This is a genomic window from Caballeronia sp. DA-9, assembly GCF_051615025.1.
GTDB lineage: Bacteria > Pseudomonadota > Gammaproteobacteria > Burkholderiales > Burkholderiaceae > Caballeronia > Caballeronia sordidicola.
In genome coordinates, this window is sequence record NZ_CP195132.1 from 286973 (window position 1) to 305036 (window position 18064).

The 18064-nt window shown below is 60.8% G+C and carries 18 protein-coding genes; 15 read left to right on the top strand and 3 right to left on the bottom strand.

Going from position 1 to position 18064, the window contains the following annotated elements:
• The first annotated feature begins 15 nt into the window (after positions 1-15).
• From ACRWA7_RS07605 to ACRWA7_RS07645, 9 genes are all read left to right on the top strand, one after another.
• Positions 16-1239, top strand: coding sequence for an efflux RND transporter periplasmic adaptor subunit (locus ACRWA7_RS07605; protein WP_438392131.1), 1224 nt, complete (start codon positions 16-18; stop codon positions 1237-1239).
• Positions 1239-2750, top strand: a complete 1512-nt coding sequence (locus ACRWA7_RS07610) for an efflux transporter outer membrane subunit (protein ID WP_438392840.1) — start codon at positions 1239-1241, stop codon at positions 2748-2750. The genes ACRWA7_RS07605 and ACRWA7_RS07610 overlap by 1 nt, the downstream gene beginning before the upstream one ends.
• Positions 2751-2800: 50 nt before the next feature.
• On the top strand, positions 2801-3487 hold the full coding sequence (locus tag ACRWA7_RS07615; RefSeq protein ID WP_060818270.1) for a heavy metal response regulator transcription factor: 687 nt from the start codon (positions 2801-2803) through the stop codon (positions 3485-3487).
• Positions 3484-4935 carry a heavy metal sensor histidine kinase gene (locus ACRWA7_RS07620; protein WP_438392132.1) on the top strand — a complete coding sequence of 484 codons (1452 nt, stop codon included), beginning with the start codon at positions 3484-3486 and terminating at the stop codon, positions 4933-4935. Before ACRWA7_RS07615 ends, ACRWA7_RS07620 begins: the two co-directional genes overlap by 4 nt.
• Positions 4936-5101: 166 nt before the next feature.
• Positions 5102-5491 (top strand): hypothetical protein, encoded by a 390-nt coding sequence (locus ACRWA7_RS07625; protein WP_438392133.1) that lies wholly within the window; start codon positions 5102-5104, stop codon positions 5489-5491.
• Positions 5492-5665: 174 nt separating this feature from the next.
• Positions 5666-6418 carry an SDR family NAD(P)-dependent oxidoreductase gene (locus tag ACRWA7_RS07630; RefSeq protein ID WP_060818271.1) on the top strand — a complete coding sequence of 251 codons (753 nt, stop codon included), beginning with the start codon at positions 5666-5668 and terminating at the stop codon, positions 6416-6418.
• A 62-nt stretch (positions 6419-6480) separates the two neighbouring features.
• A complete protein-coding gene (locus ACRWA7_RS07635) occupies positions 6481-7800 on the top strand; it encodes an MFS transporter (protein ID WP_438392134.1) in 1320 nt (439 codons plus the stop codon).
• A 27-nt stretch (positions 7801-7827) separates the two neighbouring features.
• Positions 7828-9006, top strand: coding sequence for an L-rhamnonate dehydratase (gene rhmD, locus ACRWA7_RS07640; protein WP_438392135.1), 1179 nt, complete (start codon positions 7828-7830; stop codon positions 9004-9006).
• A 32-nt stretch (positions 9007-9038) separates the two neighbouring features.
• Positions 9039-9821: an SDR family NAD(P)-dependent oxidoreductase gene (locus tag ACRWA7_RS07645; protein ID WP_438392137.1), complete on the top strand. Its 783-nt coding sequence runs from the start codon at positions 9039-9041 to the stop codon at positions 9819-9821.
• Here the strand turns inward: ACRWA7_RS07645 and ACRWA7_RS07650 are convergent.
• Positions 9808-10758, bottom strand: a complete 951-nt coding sequence (locus tag ACRWA7_RS07650; RefSeq protein WP_438392138.1) for a LysR family transcriptional regulator — start codon at positions 10756-10758, stop codon at positions 9808-9810. The genes ACRWA7_RS07645 and ACRWA7_RS07650 overlap by 14 nt on opposite strands.
• Positions 10759-10920: 162 nt before the next feature.
• Between ACRWA7_RS07650 and ACRWA7_RS07655 the strand changes: the two genes are divergently transcribed.
• From ACRWA7_RS07655 to rhaS, 6 genes are all read left to right on the top strand, one after another.
• Entirely contained in the window at positions 10921-11235 is a 315-nt protein-coding gene (locus tag ACRWA7_RS07655) for an L-rhamnose mutarotase (RefSeq protein ID WP_438392139.1), read from the top strand.
• A 43-nt stretch (positions 11236-11278) separates the two neighbouring features.
• Entirely contained in the window at positions 11279-12169 is an 891-nt protein-coding gene (locus ACRWA7_RS07660; RefSeq protein WP_438392140.1) for an amidohydrolase family protein, read from the top strand.
• Between the two features lie 11 nt (positions 12170-12180).
• Entirely contained in the window at positions 12181-13704 is a 1524-nt protein-coding gene (locus tag ACRWA7_RS07665; RefSeq protein WP_438392141.1) for a sugar ABC transporter ATP-binding protein, read from the top strand.
• Positions 13704-14744: an ABC transporter permease gene (locus ACRWA7_RS07670; protein WP_438392841.1), complete on the top strand. Its 1041-nt coding sequence runs from the start codon at positions 13704-13706 to the stop codon at positions 14742-14744. Before ACRWA7_RS07665 ends, ACRWA7_RS07670 begins: the two co-directional genes overlap by 1 nt.
• Positions 14737-15738 (top strand): ABC transporter permease, encoded by a 1002-nt coding sequence (locus ACRWA7_RS07675; RefSeq protein ID WP_438392142.1) that lies wholly within the window; start codon positions 14737-14739, stop codon positions 15736-15738. Before ACRWA7_RS07670 ends, ACRWA7_RS07675 begins: the two co-directional genes overlap by 8 nt.
• A 74-nt stretch (positions 15739-15812) precedes the next feature.
• On the top strand, positions 15813-16838 hold the full coding sequence (gene rhaS / locus ACRWA7_RS07680) for a rhamnose ABC transporter substrate-binding protein (RefSeq protein WP_438392143.1): 1026 nt from the start codon (positions 15813-15815) through the stop codon (positions 16836-16838).
• A 127-nt stretch (positions 16839-16965) separates the two neighbouring features.
• Here the strand turns inward: rhaS and ACRWA7_RS07685 are convergent, their stop codons facing one another.
• On the bottom strand, positions 16966-17280 hold the full coding sequence (locus ACRWA7_RS07685; RefSeq protein ID WP_060818281.1) for an H-NS family nucleoid-associated regulatory protein: 315 nt from the start codon (positions 17278-17280) through the stop codon (positions 16966-16968).
• Positions 17281-17690: 410 nt separating this feature from the next.
• Positions 17691-17936, bottom strand: a complete 246-nt coding sequence (locus ACRWA7_RS07690; RefSeq protein ID WP_060818282.1) for a hypothetical protein — start codon at positions 17934-17936, stop codon at positions 17691-17693.
• Positions 17937-18064 lie beyond the last annotated feature (128 nt).

An 18064-nucleotide genomic window follows, 5' to 3' on the forward strand; every position in this document is an offset into this window, starting at 1 on the left:
CTGACCGATATCGATATGACCGAAAAAACTCATGCATCGCTGGCGATTCCCGTCAGGGAAACCGAGGACGGCCACGCGTTGCCGCCCCGCAGCCGCGAATGGAAACGCGCCAAGATCGCGGTGGTGATCGTCCTGATCGTGCTTGCGGCGGGCGCTGTGCGTACAGTCGTGTCGAACATGTCGGAAGGGCGCGCGGCGGTCGCAACCTCGCAGCAGAACGCCAAGGTGTACGTCAATGTGATCTCGCCCAAGCCGGCGGAAAACGGCGGCGAGACGGTACTGCCGGGCACCTTGCGCGGCTATGTGGAGTCGCCCATTTATGCACGCGCGACGGGATATCTGCTGCATTGGTACGCGGATATTGGCGCACGCGTGAAGCAAGGCCAGTTGCTCGCCACGCTCGATACACCCGAGATCGACCAGGAACTTGCGCAGGCCGTTGCGCAGCGGGACCAGACGGCGTCGAGCCTCGTGCTTGCCAAGAGTTCGTTCACGCGCTGGCAGCAATTGCGTCAACGCGATGCCGTGTCCCAGCAGGAACTCGACGAACGCCAGAGCACCTATAACCAGGGCGTCGCGAATCTCGCGGCGGCGAATGCAAACGTACAGCGCCTGAAGCAGCTGGAGTCGTTCAAGCGCATCGTGGCGCCGTTCACGGGCGTGGTGACGCAGCGCAACGTGGACGTGGGCGATCTTATCGATGCCGGCAGCGGCGCAAGCCGCGCGCTTTTCGCCATGGCGCAGTCCGATCCGTTGCGCGTGTATGTGCAATTGCCGCAGGCCTACGCGCAGAACGTGAAGCCCGGGCAGGACGTGATCGTCACGCAGGCGGAACTGCCGGGGCAGCAGTTCCATGGAAGCATCGCGAATATTTCGGGTGCAATCGACGTCGCCACGCGTTCGCTGCAAGTGGAAGTCCGCTTGCCCAATCCGGACAACAAGCTGCGCCCGGGCGCCTATGTTCAGGTGGCGCTGCCCGGCGTCGCGCGCGCGCCGCTGGTCGTGCCCGGCAACGTGCTGCTGTTTCGCGCCGAAGGGCCGCGGGTTGCCGTGGTCGATGGCAAGGGCAAGGTCGTGCTGCGCAAGATCGTGATTGCGCAGGACCTTGGCCGGTCGCTGGAAATCGAAAGCGGCATAGAGCAGAGCGACAAGATCATCATCAATCCCAGCGACTCCATTGCGGACGGCGACCCGGTTCAGATCGCGCCGCCCAAGCCCGCGAAAAAGGGGACGTCGTGATGGCTGCGCGCCGGATCATGCAACTCGGAGCGCTGGCGGCGGGAGCGGTGCTTCTGTCGGCCTGCACGGTCGGGCCCGACTACAAGCGGCCTGTCGCCGAGACGCCGCCCGAGTGGCGCACGGACTCGTACTGGCGCGTGGCAGCGCCATCGCATGCGCCGCTTGGCGCTGACTGGTGGACGAGCTACGGCGACACAACGCTCAACGGTTTCGAAGAGCAGGCGCTGGCGCAAAACCAGACCCTTGCCGCCGCGAGCGCGCACTACGCGCAGGCGCGCGCGACGCTTGCCAACAACACGGCGCAACGCTTGCCCGAAGTGGATCTTGGCGCGACCGGCGAACGGGCGCGCATCTCGCAGAACCGCCCGCGTACCAACTACGGCACGCCCACGCAATCGACGGTGCAAAACGACATCAAGGTCGGTCCCACCATCGACTACGACACGGACCTGTTTGGCCGGATTCGCCGCGAGATAGAGAGCGCGACGGCGTCCGCCGAGCAATCCGCCGACGATCTCGCGAACGCGCGCCTCGTGTTGAGCACGGACCTCGCCAGCGATTATTTTTCGATGCGCGAACTCGACGCCGAGATCGACGTGCTGAACCGCTCCGTGGTGCTGCAGCAAAAGGCGCTCGACTATGTGACCACGCAGCACGATCTGGGCTCGGTGTCGGGCCTTGACGTGCTGCAGCAGAAATCTGAACTCGATACCACCCGCGTGCAAGCGCGCCTGTTGCTCAATCAGCGCGCGCAATTCGAACACGCCATCGCCGCGCTGATCGGGATTCCCGCGCCGCAATTCGCGATTGCGCCGAAGGTGATCGATGCAAGCACGCCCGTCATTCCATTGGGTCTGCCGAGCGATCTGCTGCAACGGCGTCCGGATATTGCGTCCGCGGAACGCGCGATGGCCGCCGCGAACGCACAGATCGGCGTAGCGAAGGCCGCATATTTTCCGAGCCTTGCGCTGACACCGGGTATCGGCTGGGAAAGCACGCAGTTCGCCAGCCTGCTGAGCGCGCCGACATTGATGTGGACGTTGGGCGCGACCGTTGGCCAGGTGATTTTCGATGGCGGCCGGCGCGCCGCCAACGTCGATTTCGCAAGCGCCGGTTATCAGGCGGCTGAGGCGAACTATCGGCAGACGGTGCTCAATGCATTCCAGCAGGTCCAGGACGGCGTGACGGGTCTATCCGTGCTCGATGCGGCCGCGAAAGAGTCGCAGGAAGCGGTGACCGACGCGCGGCGCTTGTTGCAGCTCGCGAACGACCGCTATTCGGGCGGTCTCGTTGCTTTCCTCGATGTGATCACCGCGCAGCAATCGCTGCTCACGAGCGAGCGTCAGGATGTGCAGATTCACGGGCAGCAACTGACGTTGTCGGTATCGCTGGTGAAGGCGCTGGGCGGCGGATGGGATGTGAACACACCTGTGAATCCCATGGCCGGGGCGAAGTCACCCGCGCCCGCGACGGGCGACACAATGGCGGCGAATCCGCCGCCATCGCAGTGACAGAGCCATTACGTTTCCTATAATGGAAGAACGTACATAAGAAGGCGCGCATGAAACTCCTTATCGTGGAAGACGAACACAAGGTGGTTGACTACCTGCGCTCCGGGTTGACGGAGCAGGGCTGGATAGTCGATGTCGCGCTGGACGGCGAGGAGGGCACGCATCTCGCGATCGAGTTCGACTACGACGTGATCGTGCTGGACGTCATGCTGCCCAAGCGCGACGGTTTCAGCGTGCTGAAGTCGCTGCGGGCGCATAAAGCGACGCCTGTCATCATGCTGACCGCGCGCGACCAGATCAACGACCGCGTGCGCGGCCTGCGCGAAGGCGCCGACGACTATCTGACGAAACCGTTTTCATTCCTGGAACTCGTCGAGCGCCTGCATGCGCTCGCGCGGCGCACGCGCGCGCAGGAATCCACGCTGATCTCGCTCGGCGATCTTTATGTGGACCTGATCGGGCGGCGCGCCACGCGCGACGGCATTCGTCTCGATCTGACCGCGAAGGAGTTCCAGTTGCTGAGCGTGCTGGCGCGCCGCCAGGGCGATATTCTTTCGAAGACCGCCATCACGGAACTGGTCTGGGAAGTCAATTTCGACAGCCATACGAACGTGGTGGAAACCGCGATCAAGCGACTGCGCGCGAAGCTCGACGGTCCGTTTCGAACCAAGCTGCTGCACACCGTGCGCGGCATGGGTTACGTTCTCGAGGTCCGCGACGACGCGGCGGCATCATGAACCGCTCGATCTCGCGGCGCCTGGCCTTCATGTTCGCGGCGGTCGCGCTGTTTGTGTTTACGCTCGTCGGCACGGGACTCTTTCTGGTCCTGCGCACGCAGCTTGAACAGCACTTGCGCGAATCGCTCGATGACCGCAGCGAGATTGCAAAGATCATCGTCTATCACGCGATCACGCCCGAGAAATGGAAGATGGCGAGCGAACGGCTCGCCGACATGACCCCGCGCGACGGTTACACCCGTTATTCGGTGACGAGCAGCAATCCGGCGTATCAGATCGGGACACCGATGAGCGGGCCCGTAGTCGATCGCTGGCTGGGCGGCTACGAACGCATCCGGCCGAGCGATGGCAAATGCGACATGCTCGTCAACACAATCGAAATTCCGTCATATGGCGACAGGCCGGCGGTCCAGCTTCAGGTTGGCGCGGGCTATGCGGCGAACACGCGGACCATGCAGGCATTCGGTTTCGCGCTTGCGGCGTTGTCGGCGCTGGGGAGCCTCGGCGTGCTGCTGCTGAGCTATTCCGTCACGCGCATTGGCCTCGCGCCGCTCACGCGTCTCACGCGTGACGCTTCTGCAGTCAGTCCGAACAATCGCTCGCAGCGGCTCAACACGAGTTCGCTGCCGCTTGAATTGAACGATCTTGCCAACTCGTTCAACGGCGCGCTCGAACGCCTGGACGCCGCGTATGGACGCCTCGAATCGTTCAATGCCGACGTTGCGCACGAGTTGCGCACGCCGGTCACCATCCTGATCGGGCAGACCGAAGTGGCGCTGACGCGCAACCGCTCGGTAGACGATCTGCGCCAGACGCTGCAATCGAATCTTGAAGAGTTCGGGCGCATGCGGGCGATCATCAACGACATGCTGTTTCTCGCGCGCGCGGATCAGGGCGAACGCGCGACAGGTCTCGTCGATACATCTCTTGCAGCCGAAGTCGCGCATACGCTTGAGTTTCTCGAGATACCGCTGGAAGAGGCGCAAGTGCGCGCGGTTGCGACCGGCGATGCGCTTGTGCGTGTCAACAAATCCCTGTTCGGCCGCGCGTGCATCAACTTGCTGATGAACGCAATCCAGCATTGCGAGGCGGGATCGATCATCAGCGTCTCGATTGAGCGTGAAGGCAATCAGGTGCGCGTGGCTGTGGCGAATCCGGGGAAGGCCATCGAACCCGACATCCTCGATCATTTGTTCGACCGGTTTTATCGGGCAGAGGTATCGCGCACGAATAGCCGGGAAAATCACGGATTGGGCCTGGCTATCGTGAAAGCGACGGCTGAAATGCACGGCGGGCAGGTGTTCGCAACGAGCGCGGGCGGGATCAATACGTTCGGGTTTTCGGTGGAAGCATCGGAGATCGTGGATCAACCCCCGAGTCCGTCCGATGTCCGCGTGCAGGAATCGCGTGGCGAAAATACGATGCAGACAGTTTCTGCTGGGCAGTGAGCGAACTGCGGAGCGGTATCTCCATTCTCGATTACGCGGGCGGATGCAGGAAGATCTGCGCGGTGAAGCTGGGACTGCGCCCCCTCCTTTAATGGTGGAACCCATCCACTCGTTCGCTTGGGTGAGTAGCTTATGCTTCGGTTTTGCCCTGGTCTTCGTTACGCCCATGCCATCGTCCGTGCGCAATTCCCTCGTCTGGATTTTCGAAGCTTTCGAGCGCGATCCCACCTACCTTACCAAGCGGATGTTCGGCAGCGACGCCGCGTATATCGATGGGCTGCTATGCCTCGTTGCCGCCGATCGCGACGAACCATGGAACGGTTTGCTCGTGTGCACATCGCAAGAGCGTCATGCTGCGCTCGTCGATGAAATGCCTGAGTTGCGGCCGCATCCGGTGCTGAAGAAGTGGCTCTACATACCGCAAGCAGATCCGGCGTTCGAAAGCATTGCCGGCAAGATGACCGCGCTTGTGCTCGCGCGCGATCCGCGCGTGGGCGTTGAGCCGAAACCTCGCAAGCGCGGCATGAAGCCCAGGCTTGCAGCAATCGAAAAATGACAGCATGGTTTTGTGTTCGCCAGCTGAGATCGCGTGATGGCGAATCTCGGCACAAAGCGTGTCACCGCCGCTGCGATCCGTTTTCGCTATCACATCATTAAATACTCGGATTGTCCGGCTATGACTCGGCCCTTATAGTGTTTCCAACAGCCAAAATATCTAAAAGGAGACACGATGAACCAGATCGATCTGGCGGGACGAACCGTGGTGATTACCGGTGGCGCGCGCGGTATCGGTTATGCGGTGGCGCAGCGCGCGTTGGCGTCGGGCGCGGAGGTCGCATTGTGGGACATCGACGGCGAGCGGCTCGAGCGCGCACGCGGTGAACTCTCGAAGGGCGGGAAGGTCAGCACTGCGGTGGTCGAACTGACCGAGGAAGTATCGGTTGAACAGGCGGTTCGGCAGACGTTGGAAACCCATCGCAAGATCGACGTGCTGATCAACTGCGCGGGTATAACAGGTGGCAACGGCACGACATGGGAGCTTGCACCCGATGTATGGCGGCGCGTGATCGACGTGAACCTGATCGGCCCGTATCTGACTTGCCGCGCAATCGTGCCGCACATGCTTAAGGAAGGCTATGGGCGCATCGTCAACATCGCCTCCGTGGCAGGCAAGGAAGGCAACCCGAATGCGTCGCACTATAGTGCTTCGAAGGCGGGTCTTATCGGACTGACGAAGTCGCTGGGCAAGGAACTCGCCACGCGCGGGATCCTGGTGAACGCGGTGACGCCTGCCGCCGCCAAGACCGAGATTTTCGATTCGATGTCGCAGCAGCACATCGACTACATGCTCTCCAAGATCCCGATGAACCGTTTCCTTCTGCCTGAGGAAGCGGCCTCGCTGATCTTGTGGCTCAGTTCCGAGGATTGTGCGTTCAGCACGGCGTCCGTATTCGATCTGTCGGGCGGCCGCGCAACTTATTGAAACGCGCGTGTTGTGGGCGGGCACGCTCACGTGGTAGCAAACAACAAAATCCGGAGACACGCATGAGCGATCACGCCAATGCGGAGGACGCCGTCACCGCTCGCGTGATGCGCCGTCTGCTGCCGTTTCTGCTGCTGATGTACATGCTGGCGTTTCTCGATCGGGCGAACATTGGCTTTGCCCAGAAAGCGCTTCAGCACGATACGGGCTTATCGAACGCTGCCTTCGCATTCGGCGCGGGCGTGTTCTTCGTGGGCTATGCGCTCTTCGAAGTGCCGAGCAACCTGTTGCTGCATCGGGTGGGCGCGAAGCTCTGGATGTGCCGCATCATGGTGACGTGGGGGCTGGTATCGGCTGCCATGGCGTTCGCGCATACGGCCACGGCGTTCTATGTCCTGCGCTTCGCGCTCGGCGTGGCGGAAGCGGGCTTTTTCCCGGGCATTGTCTATTACCTCACGCAATGGTTTCCGCAGTCCGCGCGGGCACGTGCGTTGGGCGTGTTTTATTTCGGTGCGCCACTCGCATTCATCTTTGGCAGTCCGCTGTCTGGCGCGTTGCTCGACTTGCATGGCGCGCTGGGTTTTGCCGGATGGCAGTGGCTCTTTCTGGTTGAAGGCGTACTTGCTTCGCTGGTTGGCGTATGGGCATTCTGGTATCTCGACAACAACCCATCCAGGGCTCGCTGGCTCAATGCATCACAACGTGACTTGTTGATTTCGCGACTCGCTCATGATGCACAGACCGCGTCCGCGCATGGTCCTCGTTCCGTGCTTGCAGCATTGGTCGATCCCCGGGTGCTGATCCTGTCGGCGGTGTATTTCCTGATCCAGATGTCCGTGTATGGCGTGATCTTTTACTTGCCGCAACAAGTGGCTGCGCTGATGGGCGCGCACGTCGGCGCGAAGGTCGGTTTCGTGACGGCAATTCCGTGGCTGTGCGCCGTGCTCGTGACGTGGATTGTGCCGCGTTTTGCCGACCGTCATGCTCAGCACCGGCGTCTGGCCGTTGTTTTGCTCGTGGTGGCGGGCCTGGGCATCGCAATATCTGGACTCGCGGGTCAACCGCTGATTGCCCTGATTGCGCTGTGTTTCGCGGCCAGCGGGCTGATTGCCGCGCAACCGCTCTTCTGGACCTTTCCCACGCACTATCTGACAGGCGCTGCGGCGGCGGGCGCGATTGCACTCATCAACTCGCTCGGCAGCCTTGGCGGATTTGTTGCGCCCATGGTCCGCACGAGCGCCGAGCGCGCCTACGATTCGACCAGCGCCGGGCTTGTGCTGCTCGGCCTCGTTGCCGTGCTCGCGGCGGTTGCGATCATCGTGTTCGTGCGGCCTGCGCGAACGTCTGCTTACACGCCTGGCGAAAGCGCCAAGGTATCCTGAACATCAGCATTCGAACGGAGTCCGATCATGTCCATGCCCACCATTCGCCACGTCCGCGCTTTTACCGTGCGAGGCGGTGGCGCCGATTATCACGACCAGGGCGCCGATCACTGGATCGATGATCACGTCTCCACGCCAATGGCGCGTTACCCTGAATACCGCCAAAGCCGGCAATCGTTCGGGCTCAACGTACTCGGCTCGCTCGTGGTCGAGATCGAGGCGAGCGATGGCACGGTTGGCTTCGCGGTGACCACGGGCGGCGAGATCGGCGCGTTTATCGTGGAGAAACATCTGGCTAGATTTCTTGAGGGCCAGCGTGTGACCGACATTGAAAAGATGTGGGACCAGATGTATTTCGCCACACTCTATTACGGGCGCAAGGGCATTGTGCTCAACGCTATATCGGGCGTGGATCTCGCACTGTGGGACCTGCTCGCGAAGGTGCGCAAGGAGCCGGTGTTTCATCTGCTGGGCGGTCCCGTTCGCGACGAACTGCAATTCTATGCAACCGGCGCGCGCCCGGATCTGGCGAAGGAGATGGGGTTTATTGGCGGGAAAATGCCTTTGCAGCATGGACCGGCAGAGGGCGAAGAAGGGCTCGCGCAGAACATCGCGAAACTCGCCGACATGCGCGCCGAGGTGGGCGACGATTTCTGGCTGATGTTCGATTGCTGGATGAGCCTCGACCTCAACTATGCAACGCGTCTCGCGCACGCGGCAAAAGAATACGGCCTGAAGTGGATTGAAGAAGCGCTGCCGCCCGACGACTATTGGGGTTACGCCGAACTGCGCCGTTCGGTGCCGCGCGGCATGATGGTGACAACAGGCGAGCATGAAGCCACGCGCTGGGGTTTTCGCATGCTGTTTGAAATGGGTTGCGCCGATCTCGTGCAGCCTGACGTTGGATGGTGCGGCGGCATCACCGAACTGATCAAGATATCGGCGCTCGCCGACGCACATAACGTGCTGGTGGTGCCGCATGGATCATCGGTGTATAGCTATCATTTTGTTGTCACACGCCATAACTCGCCGTTCGCCGAGTTCCTGATGATGGCGCCCAAGGCCGATGAAGTCGTGCCCATGTTCAACCCGCTTCTGCTCGATGAACCCGTGCCCGTGAACGGCCGGATGAAAGTGCCGGAGACGCCCGGCTTCGGCGTGCGTCTCAATCCTGAATGCACGTTGACGCGTCCTTATTCACACTGAAACACTGAGACACTGAGCTATTGAGGTCAATCGTGCTGCTCGAGAAAAAAGTGGTGATCGTGACCGGCGGATCGCGAGGTATCGGCCGCGCCATTGCGGTGGCTTGCGCGCAGGAAGGCGCGGACATCGTGCTGAATTACTGGAGCGATAACGACCGCTCGTATGGGCGTTTATCGGCGGTGGAAGAAGTGACGCGCGAAATAGAAGCGCTCGGCCGCCGCGTGATCGCGGTGGAAGGCAACGTGGCGGAGCGCGAGACGGGTATCGAACTCGTGAAACATGCCGTCGATGCATTTGGTCATGTCGATGTCCTCGCAAGCAACGCCGGCATCTGCCCGTTTCACGCGTTTCTCGACATGCCGGCGTCGGTATATGAAGCGACAGTCGGCGTGAACCTGAACGGCGCGTTCTACGTCACGCAAGCGGTCGCGAACCAGATGAAGTTGCAGGGAACGGGCGGTGCGATCGTCGCCACGAGTTCTATCAGCGCGCTTGTTGGCGGCGCGATGCAGACGCATTACACGCCGACCAAAGCAGGCGTGCATTCGTTGATGCAATCATGCGCGATTGCGTTGGGACCGTACGGCATTCGCTGCAACTCGGTCATGCCCGGCACGATTGCCACGGACTTGAACGCGGAAGATCTCGCCGATACCGCCAAGCGCGCATACATGGAAAAGCGTATTCCGCTGGGACGTCTGGGACAGCCTGAGGACGTGGCTCAGTGCGTGACATTTCTAGCGTCCGACCGCGCGCGTTACGTAACGGGCGCTTCGCTACTGGTCGACGGCGGCCTGTTCGTCAACCTTCAGTGAACGAACCGGCCGAGTATTTACGCAGCAATGCAATGCAGTACTCAGCGGGTTCGCTGAGCGTTTCATGTTTGCGTCGCAGCAAGCCGAAACCCGAAAGACTCTTGCCAATTTCGATGGGCAATTCGACCAGCAAATGGGCGCGCAGGTAGTCGCGCACGACGGACTCGGGCAGCATGGAAACGGCGTCGCTGTTTTGCAGGAGTTGCAGCGTGGCAAAGATCGACGCGCATTCAACAACGTTGGAAGGCGATGCAAGTTTTGCGCGAGCCAGTTCTTCTTCGAACAGGCCGCGAGCCGGACTCGTGATGGGTTGCAGAATCCACGGCCACGAAATCAGCGCGTCGAGTGCGAGCGATGTCTCGGCACCAAGCGGATGCCCGGCGCGCACGACAAGCCGCATTGCTTCACGCGAGAGCGGTTCGAAGTCGAAGTCGTTATGTTGCAGTGGCGTGGTGAGGCGGCCGAGCGCGAGATCCACTTCACGCCGGTGCAGCAGTTGCACGACCTGGTCGCTGGTCTCGCCAAGAATGCGAACGTTGAGCAGCGGCCGTTCGCTCTTGAGTTCCGCAATGGCCATGGCGAGCACATCGGGCGCGGCACCCATGATCGCGCCCACGGTAAGTTGCCCGTGTCCGCCACGCCGCTTGTTTTCGAGGTCGGCCGCAAAGCGCGTCAGGTCGGCAAGTGCACGGCGCGCGTAGGCGAGCGTGGTAACGCCAAGCGGTGTGGGCTGCATGCCGCGCGCGTTGCGCTCGAAGAGCAGAAAGCCGAACGCTTCTTCTATGTCGCTCAGCATCCGGCTCGCGCTCGGTTGCGCAACGTTGATGGCAACGGCTGCCTGATGCAGGTTGCGGGCGTCATCGAGCGCGACCAGCAGCGCAAGATGCTTGAACTTGAGTCGATTGACGAGGGCGATCTGGGACACGTTCTGGGTCATTGGGACTCCGCTGCGGAACGCCATCATGCGATCCGGTTTTGCGATCGGCTGATCCTGACTTCGGATTGTCATGTTATCAGCCGGCGAATTATAGTCGTAGCCAAAAGACGCATTCGACCGGTTGCATGCAGCCGGTCCAACACAACTAAAAGGCAGGCCGCAATGGAGACAATTGCGTTCAGGATGACCCTCAAACCGGGCATGCGCGATGAATACGAGCGGCGTCATCGTGAGATCTGGCCTGAATTGGCGCATGCGCTGACGCACGCCGGGGTCCGCGATTACTGGATCTTTCTCGACGAAACCAGTGGACAGCTTTTCGCCACGCTTAAGCGCGCGCCCGGTCATGCCATGGACGACCTTCCGGATTTGCCCGCGATGCGCAAATGGTGGGACAGCATGGCCGAACTCATGGAAACGAATCCCGATCGATCGCCGGTGCAAACCGCGCTCGTCCCGGTTTTCCATTTACCCTGACCGCGCTTTTGCGCCGGTGGCTTACCCGCACGAGGACATATCCATGCAGGTTGTCGATCCGCACATTCATCTTTGGGACTTGAAGACGCATCACTATCCGTGGCTGGCGAATCCGGGAAAGTCGTTCGTGGGCGACGCGCGTGAGTTGAAGCACGACTATCTGATCAACGACTTCCTGAGTGAAACCGGGCCGGTGCAGGTGCTGAAGATCGTGCATGTGGATGCCAATCATGACCCGGATGATCCGGTCGAGGAAACGCGCTGGCTGCAGGAAATCGCCGATAACGAAGGGCGCGGCATGCCGGACGCAATCGTGGCAGGCGCTGACCTGTCGGCGAAAAACGCGGATGAAATACTCGCAGCACATGCGGCGTTCCGGAACACGCGCGGCATTCGTCAGATACTGAATGTGCATTCGAATCCGCTATACAACTACGTGAGGCGGCACTTCATGCGCGACGCGCAATGGCGCAAGAATTTCGGGCTGCTGAAGCACTATTCGATGTCGTTTGATTTGCAGTTGTATCCGTCGCAAATGCACGAAGCGGCTTCTTTGGCGCAGGAGCATCACGAGATTCAGTTCATCGTGAATCATGCGGGCATGTGCGTGGATCGCGATCCCGCTGAAGGTAAAGCGCAATGGCGCGACGGCATGCGCGCGCTCGCGGCATGCCCGAACGTAGCGGTAAAGATCAGCGGCCTGGCGATGTTCGATCACGCGTGGACCGTCGAAAGCTTTCGTCCGTATGTGCTCGAAACCATTGACGTGTTTGGCTGCGACCGGTCGATGTTCGCGTCGAACTTTCCAGTCGACCGGTTGTTTGCGTCGTACGAAGCGCTGTGGAATGCATATGCGTTCCTTGTGAAGGATTTCAGCGATACAGAAAAAGAAGCGCTCTTTACAAGTAACGCAGAGCGAATCTATCGCATCTGAAGGAGACAGGCATGGGCACGAATCAATCGCCGCGGCTCGAATTGAGGCACGCGAGCAAATCGTTCGGGCGCGTGCGCGCGCTCGGCGACGGCAGCCTCGCGTTATGGCCGGGCGAAGTGCATGCGCTGCTTGGCGAAAATGGCGCCGGGAAATCGACGCTCGTCAAACTGCTTGCCGGCGTCTATCAACCGGACTCGGGCGAACTGCGGGTCGATGGTGTTGCGCGTACATTTGCAAATCCCGCCGAAGCGCGCGACGCCGGGCTTGCCGTGATCTATCAGGAACCCACGTTGTTCGCAGACCTCTCGATTGCCGAAAACATCTACATGGGGCGTCAGCCACGGGATCGTATTGGACGCATTCGCTACGACGAAATGAATCGCGAAGTCGATGCGCTGCTGCAATCGCTCGGCGTGAATCTGCGTGCGGAGCGGCTGGTCCGTGGTTTGTCGATTGCCGATCAGCAAGTGGTGGAGATAGCGAAGGCGTTGAGCCTGAATGCGAATGTGCTCATCATGGACGAGCCCACGGCGGCATTGTCGTTGACTGAAGTCGAACGGCTGTTTGCAATCGTGCGCGCATTGCGTGAGCGCGATGCCGCCATCTTGTTCATCACGCATCGGCTGGATGAAGTCTTTGCCTTGACGCAACGCTTGACGATCATGCGCGACGGCATGAAGGTCTTCGACGCAATGACCGCCGACGTGACCATAGACTCCATTGTGAGCAAGATGGTCGGACGCGATCTCGATACGTTCTATCCGAAGGCCGACGTTGCGCCGGGCGAGGTTCGCCTCTCGGTGCGTGGCCTCACGCGAGATGGCGTGTTCAAGAACGTATCCTTCGAGGTACACGCGGGCGAAATCGTGGCGCTGGCGGGACTGGTTGGCGCGGGACGCAGTGAAGTCGCGCGCGCGATCTTCGGCATCGACCTGGTGGACGCAGGCGAAGTAAGGATCGCGGGCAAGCCGCTGCAACTCGGCCGTCCGCAGGCGGCGGTTCGCGCAGGACTCGCACTCGTGCCGGAGGATCGGCGGGCACAAGGTCTTGCGCTGGAATTGAGCATTGCGCGCAATGCGTCTTTGACGGTACTCGGCCGGCTTGTCAGGCACGGGCTGATATCGGCGCGTAGTGAATCCACTCTAGCCTCCGATTGGGGCAAGCGCCTGCGCCTCAAGGCTAGCGATCTCGACGCCCCCGTTGGCACACTGTCCGGCGGCAATCAGCAAAAGGTCGTGCTCGGAAAGTGGCTTGCGACAGGGCCGAAAGTGCTGATCATCGACGAACCCACGCGCGGTATCGACGTCGGCGCCAAGGCGGAGGTTTATCGCACGCTCGCTGAGTTGGTGAAGGAAGGCATGGCAGTCCTGATGATTTCGAGCGAGTTGCCCGAAGTGCTCGGCATGGCCGACCGTATTCTGGTCATGCACGAAGGGCGGATCAGCGCGGAGATTGCGCGTGCCGAAGCCAACGAGGAGCGCGTCATGAGCGCGGCGCTCGGCGCTTCGCCCTCCACGCTGGGGAAAGCCGCATGATGACCCGGCATTCTTCCGCAATGCCAGCCGTGCACGCGCCAAAACGGAGACGCCGCAACGTGTTTGCGGACCTCGTTCGCAGCCGTGAGGCGACGCTGTTTGTCGTGCTGGCCGCGCTGGTCGCGGCCACTGCGGCGGTCAAGCCGGAGTTCCTCAATCTGCAGAACCTGCGTGACGTGCTGCTCAACGTATCGATCATCGGTTTGCTGACCGCCGGCATGACCGTTGTGATGCTGATGCGGCACATCGACTTGTCGGTGGCGTCGGTGGTTGGCGTGAGCGCGTACTCCGTTGGCAGTCTTTATGTAATGTTCCCGCACATGCCGATTGTCGTCGCGATGCTTGCTGGCATTTCGATAGGCTTTGTGATCGGCGCGGTGAACGGGACGCTCGTGACCTTCGGGCGCGTGCCCTCGCTGGTCGCCACCCTGTCCACGCTCTACATTGTGCGCGGCGCCGATTACGCATGGGTTCACGGCGGCCAGATCAACGCAACCAGTCTTCCCGACGCCTTCTCGCGCATCGCAACCGGCTCGTTGCTGGGTGTTCCGAACCTCGTGCTGATTGCCGTGGTGGTGCTGGTCGCGATCGGCATTTATCTCAAGCAGTATCGCGGTGGCCGCGAGCATTACGCGATCGGTTCGAACCCCGAGGCCGCGCGTCTCGCGGGCATTCAGGTCGAGCGCCGCGTGATGATCGGCTTCCTGTTGTCAGGCGCTATCGCGGGCCTCGCGGGCGTCTTGTGGCTCGCCCGTTTCGGTACCGTCGATGCCAGCACGGCGAAGGGCATAGAACTGCAGGTCGTGGCCGCAGCGGTCGTCGGCAGCGTGGCGATCACGGGTGGCGTGGGCACCATCATGGGCGCCACGCTCGGCGCGCTTGTGCTGGGCGTCATCAACATCGCGCTGGTGGTGCTGCGCGTGTCACCTTTCTGGCAACAGGCAATTCAAGGCGCGCTGATCGTTGCGGCGATCGCGCTCGACACAATGCTGGCGCGCTCGGTTGCCCGCCGCATGATGAGGAAACGCGATCATGGCTAAACCCGATTCCGCACTCGCGCTGACCCGGCGCCGGCATCTTTCGTGGGAGACCATGCTCGTGGTGGTGCTCGTGCTTGCACTGGTCCTCGGTCGCATCTTGTCGCCCATGTTCCTGTCGAGCGCGAACCTTTCCAACATGCTCGCCGACTTCACCGAGATCGCGCTGATTGCCTTGCCGATGACGCTGATCATTGTCGCGGCTGAAATCGATTTGTCGGTGGCGTCGGTGCTGGGCGCATCGAGCGCGCTGATGGGCGTGCTCTGGCACATGGGCCTGCCCATGCCGCTCGTGATTGCCATCGTGCTCGCGGCCGGCACGCTTGCGGGGCTCTTCAACGGCCTTGTGATCGTGCGCTTCAATCTGCCTTCGCTTGCGGTCACCATCGGCACGCTGGCGCTGTTTCGCGGGCTTGCCTACGTGCTGCTCGGCGATCAGGCCGTCGCCGATTTCCCCGCGTCCTACACCGCGTTTGGCATCGACACCATCGCGGCTTTCCTGCCAATGCCCTTCGTGCTCGTGATCGTCGGTGCAATCATTTTCACGGTGCTGCTGCAGGCGACGCCCTTTGGGCGCAGCCTCTACGCAATCGGCGCGAATCCGGTTGCCGCGCAGTTTTCCGGAATCGATGTCGCCCGCACCAAGATCAAGCTCTTCATGCTCTCGGGCGCGATGAGCGCGCTTGCGGGCATCGTCTATACATTGCGTTTCACGAGCGCGCGCGGTGACAACGGCGAAGGCTTCGAATTGTCGGTGATCGCGGCCGTGCTGTTCGGCGGCGTGAGTATTTTCGGCGGACGCGGGTCGATGACTGGCGTGCTTCTGTCCTTGCTGATCATTGGCGTGTTGCGCAATGCGCTGACTTTGTCCGATGTCTCCAGCGAGACGCTGACCATTGTGACGGGCGGTTTGTTGTTGTCGTCGGTGCTGATTCCGAATCTTGTTGCACGTTGGCGTGTCATGCGCGAAAAGCGCCTGATGACGCGGACGCTTTGATGAAAGTTGGCTTTTAAAACCAGCGTGAAGACTCCAGCAAAACGGAGCGGCGCGCGACATCAGGAGACACAGGCATGTTCAAACCCTTGAAATCATTTCGCGGCCCGGTGCTATGCGCCGCGCTGATCGCGGTCTCTGCGGCGGCCGCCATTCCGATTGGCGCGAGCGCCGCCGATCTCAAGAAGGACCTGAAGATCGCATTCCTGCCCAAGCAGATCAACAACCCCTATGAAGTCATCGCCGACGACGGCGGCCTCGCGGCCATCAAGGAGATGGGCGGGCAGGGCAAGGTGGTCGGGCCATCGGATGCGGGCGCGTCGTCGCAGGTGCAATACATCAACACGCTGATCACGCAGCGTCAGGACGCTATCGTGGTGGCAGCCAACGATGCAAACGCGGTCGTTCCCTACCTGAAAAAAGCGATGGGGCAAGGCATCAAGGTGGTGACGTTCGACTCCGATACCGCGCCCGATGGCCGCCAGATTTTCGTGAACCAGGCGAATTCGGAATCGATTGGCCGTGGACAGATCCAGCTATTGTCGAAACTGGTGGGCGGCGAGGGCGAGTTCGCGATTCTTTCCGCCACGCCCAACGCGACCAACCAGAACACCTGGATCAAGTACATGCAGGAGGAACTGAAGAAGCCGGAATATTCAAAGCTCAAGCTCGTGAAGATCGCCTACGGCAATGACGACGACCAGAAATCGTTCGTCGAGACGCAAGGCTTGCTGCAGGCCTATCCGAACCTGAAGGGTATCATTTCTCCCACTACGGTCGGGATAGCGGCCGCGGCGCGCTATATCTCGACCTCGCCGGCGAAAGGCAAGGTGATGGTGACAGGCCTCGGCACGCCGAACCAGATGCGCGCGTTCGTGAAGAACGGCACCGTGCATGCGTTCCAGTTGTGGGATCCGGGTCAACTCGGTTATCTCGCGGCGTATGCGGCGGCCAACCTTGCGTCGGGCACGATCACCGGCAAGGAAGGTGACAGCTTCGAGGCGGGCAAGCTTGGCAAGCGCACGGTAGGCAAGAGCGGTGAAGTCGTGCTTGGACCGCCGACGACCTTCGATTCATCGAATATCGATAATTTCAACTTCTAGGAGGCAATGGCCCGAAAGGGGCGATATTGCGCAAGGCAACGTCGCCCCTTCAGACTGACCTGGCAGCCTGACATGCCTGAAGCCGGCGGATGAGATGGTCCTAGCTCAACCAGGCAAACCGGCGGCTTCAAACCCTGTAGAACTCTATATCCTGCCCGGCGTGCACAGCGCGCTTCAACCATTCCGGCATTTCGCCTTCCCCATCCCACGTGTCGCCGCTTGCATTTCTGAATACCGGCGTCGCGCCATTGGCGTTTTCCGGCATTTGAGGCATTGAAGGCAACGCACGCTTTGGAGCGTTCGAACTCTTCGTGAGCGGGGGGGGAGTAACAGAAGCCTGTGCTTCGGCCAACGCTTCGGCCAAGGCTGTTTCGGAAATGCCGAACTCAGCCATTCGGCTGCGCAAATAGGCAATGATGCTGTCTCGCTTTCTTTCGTCCACGGCTGTCCTGATTCAGCTTTTACTTTCTTGAAGGCGAGCCATCTGCCCGCGCGGACCGGGGCGGCTCGAGGAATAAGTGGGTTGACTAAAATCGTGGCGCGCTGAATGGCGCGCGTCAATTAGTGTAATACCGCAAATCACCGCTTTACTCGCAATAACCAGACTCAATCAAAATAGGTCGATGCGAATACGGTTCTACAAACTGGTTGCTGTGGTTCGGATCGGTGCGAAGCGTCAAGTTGCCGATTCAGCGGCTGAAAGCTCACGACCAGATCGGTGCACGACTGGCGGCTGGTCAGGTTTCGTGAACACCTTCAACTCAGCCGCTAATTTAACAATTTGTCCCTACAACCGCGGGCGCCACACGGAAATGATAGCGCCGAATGCCGCTATTGTATGCCTAAATCATTTTAACGATTATGCTGCTCGCCCGGTAATTCCGCGCCGTGGGCGCGAATTGCCGCAATCAGTTCTGCCGGCGTGATTTCATAGCGCACTTCACGATGGATCCCGGCCTTCCTTTCATCGATTTCAATCAGCAGTACCGCCTTGCCATCGGCAGCCGGTTCGAGACGCAACGTGCGTACTTCCTGACCGGTTGCTTCATCACGCTCCGTCAGCAAGGTCATGGATCCTGTGGCGGGACTTCTTGCCATTCTCTCTCTCCCTTCCGATATCCGACATCTTATTGTCGCGACCTTTCGACTGGCTTTGCATGCGCGATGCTGCAACGCCTGCCATGAATGAGCATGGCACTAAAAGCGGGCATGAGGCGGCAAGCCGT

Excerpts from the sequence above, each read along its gene's own strand:
- ACRWA7_RS07625 (WP_438392133.1), top strand. The coding sequence starts at position 5,102 with ATGCCATCGTCCGTGCGCAATTCCCTCGTCTGGATTTTCGAAGCTTTC.
- ACRWA7_RS07630 (WP_060818271.1), top strand. The coding sequence starts at position 5,666 with ATGAACCAGATCGATCTGGCGGGACGAACCGTGGTGATTACCGGTGGC.
- ACRWA7_RS07620 (WP_438392132.1), top strand. The coding sequence starts at position 3,484 with ATGAACCGCTCGATCTCGCGGCGCCTGGCCTTCATGTTCGCGGCGGTC.
- ACRWA7_RS07635 (WP_438392134.1), top strand. The coding sequence starts at position 6,481 with ATGAGCGATCACGCCAATGCGGAGGACGCCGTCACCGCTCGCGTGATG.
- ACRWA7_RS07610 (WP_438392840.1), top strand. The coding sequence starts at position 1,239 with ATGGCTGCGCGCCGGATCATGCAACTCGGAGCGCTGGCGGCGGGAGCG.
- ACRWA7_RS07690 (WP_060818282.1), bottom strand. The coding sequence starts at position 17,936 with ATGGCAAGAAGTCCCGCCACAGGATCCATGACCTTGCTGACGGAGCGT.
- ACRWA7_RS07655 (WP_438392139.1), top strand. The coding sequence starts at position 10,921 with ATGGAGACAATTGCGTTCAGGATGACCCTCAAACCGGGCATGCGCGAT.
- ACRWA7_RS07660 (WP_438392140.1), top strand. The coding sequence starts at position 11,279 with ATGCAGGTTGTCGATCCGCACATTCATCTTTGGGACTTGAAGACGCAT.
- ACRWA7_RS07650 (WP_438392138.1), bottom strand. The coding sequence starts at position 10,758 with ATGACCCAGAACGTGTCCCAGATCGCCCTCGTCAATCGACTCAAGTTC.
- ACRWA7_RS07675 (WP_438392142.1), top strand. The coding sequence starts at position 14,737 with ATGGCTAAACCCGATTCCGCACTCGCGCTGACCCGGCGCCGGCATCTT.
- ACRWA7_RS07605 (WP_438392131.1), top strand. The coding sequence starts at position 16 with ATGACCGAAAAAACTCATGCATCGCTGGCGATTCCCGTCAGGGAAACC.
- ACRWA7_RS07615 (WP_060818270.1), top strand. The coding sequence starts at position 2,801 with ATGAAACTCCTTATCGTGGAAGACGAACACAAGGTGGTTGACTACCTG.
- ACRWA7_RS07665 (WP_438392141.1), top strand. The coding sequence starts at position 12,181 with ATGGGCACGAATCAATCGCCGCGGCTCGAATTGAGGCACGCGAGCAAA.
- ACRWA7_RS07670 (WP_438392841.1), top strand. The coding sequence starts at position 13,704 with ATGACCCGGCATTCTTCCGCAATGCCAGCCGTGCACGCGCCAAAACGG.
- rhaS (WP_438392143.1), top strand. The coding sequence starts at position 15,813 with ATGTTCAAACCCTTGAAATCATTTCGCGGCCCGGTGCTATGCGCCGCG.
- rhmD (WP_438392135.1), top strand. The coding sequence starts at position 7,828 with ATGTCCATGCCCACCATTCGCCACGTCCGCGCTTTTACCGTGCGAGGC.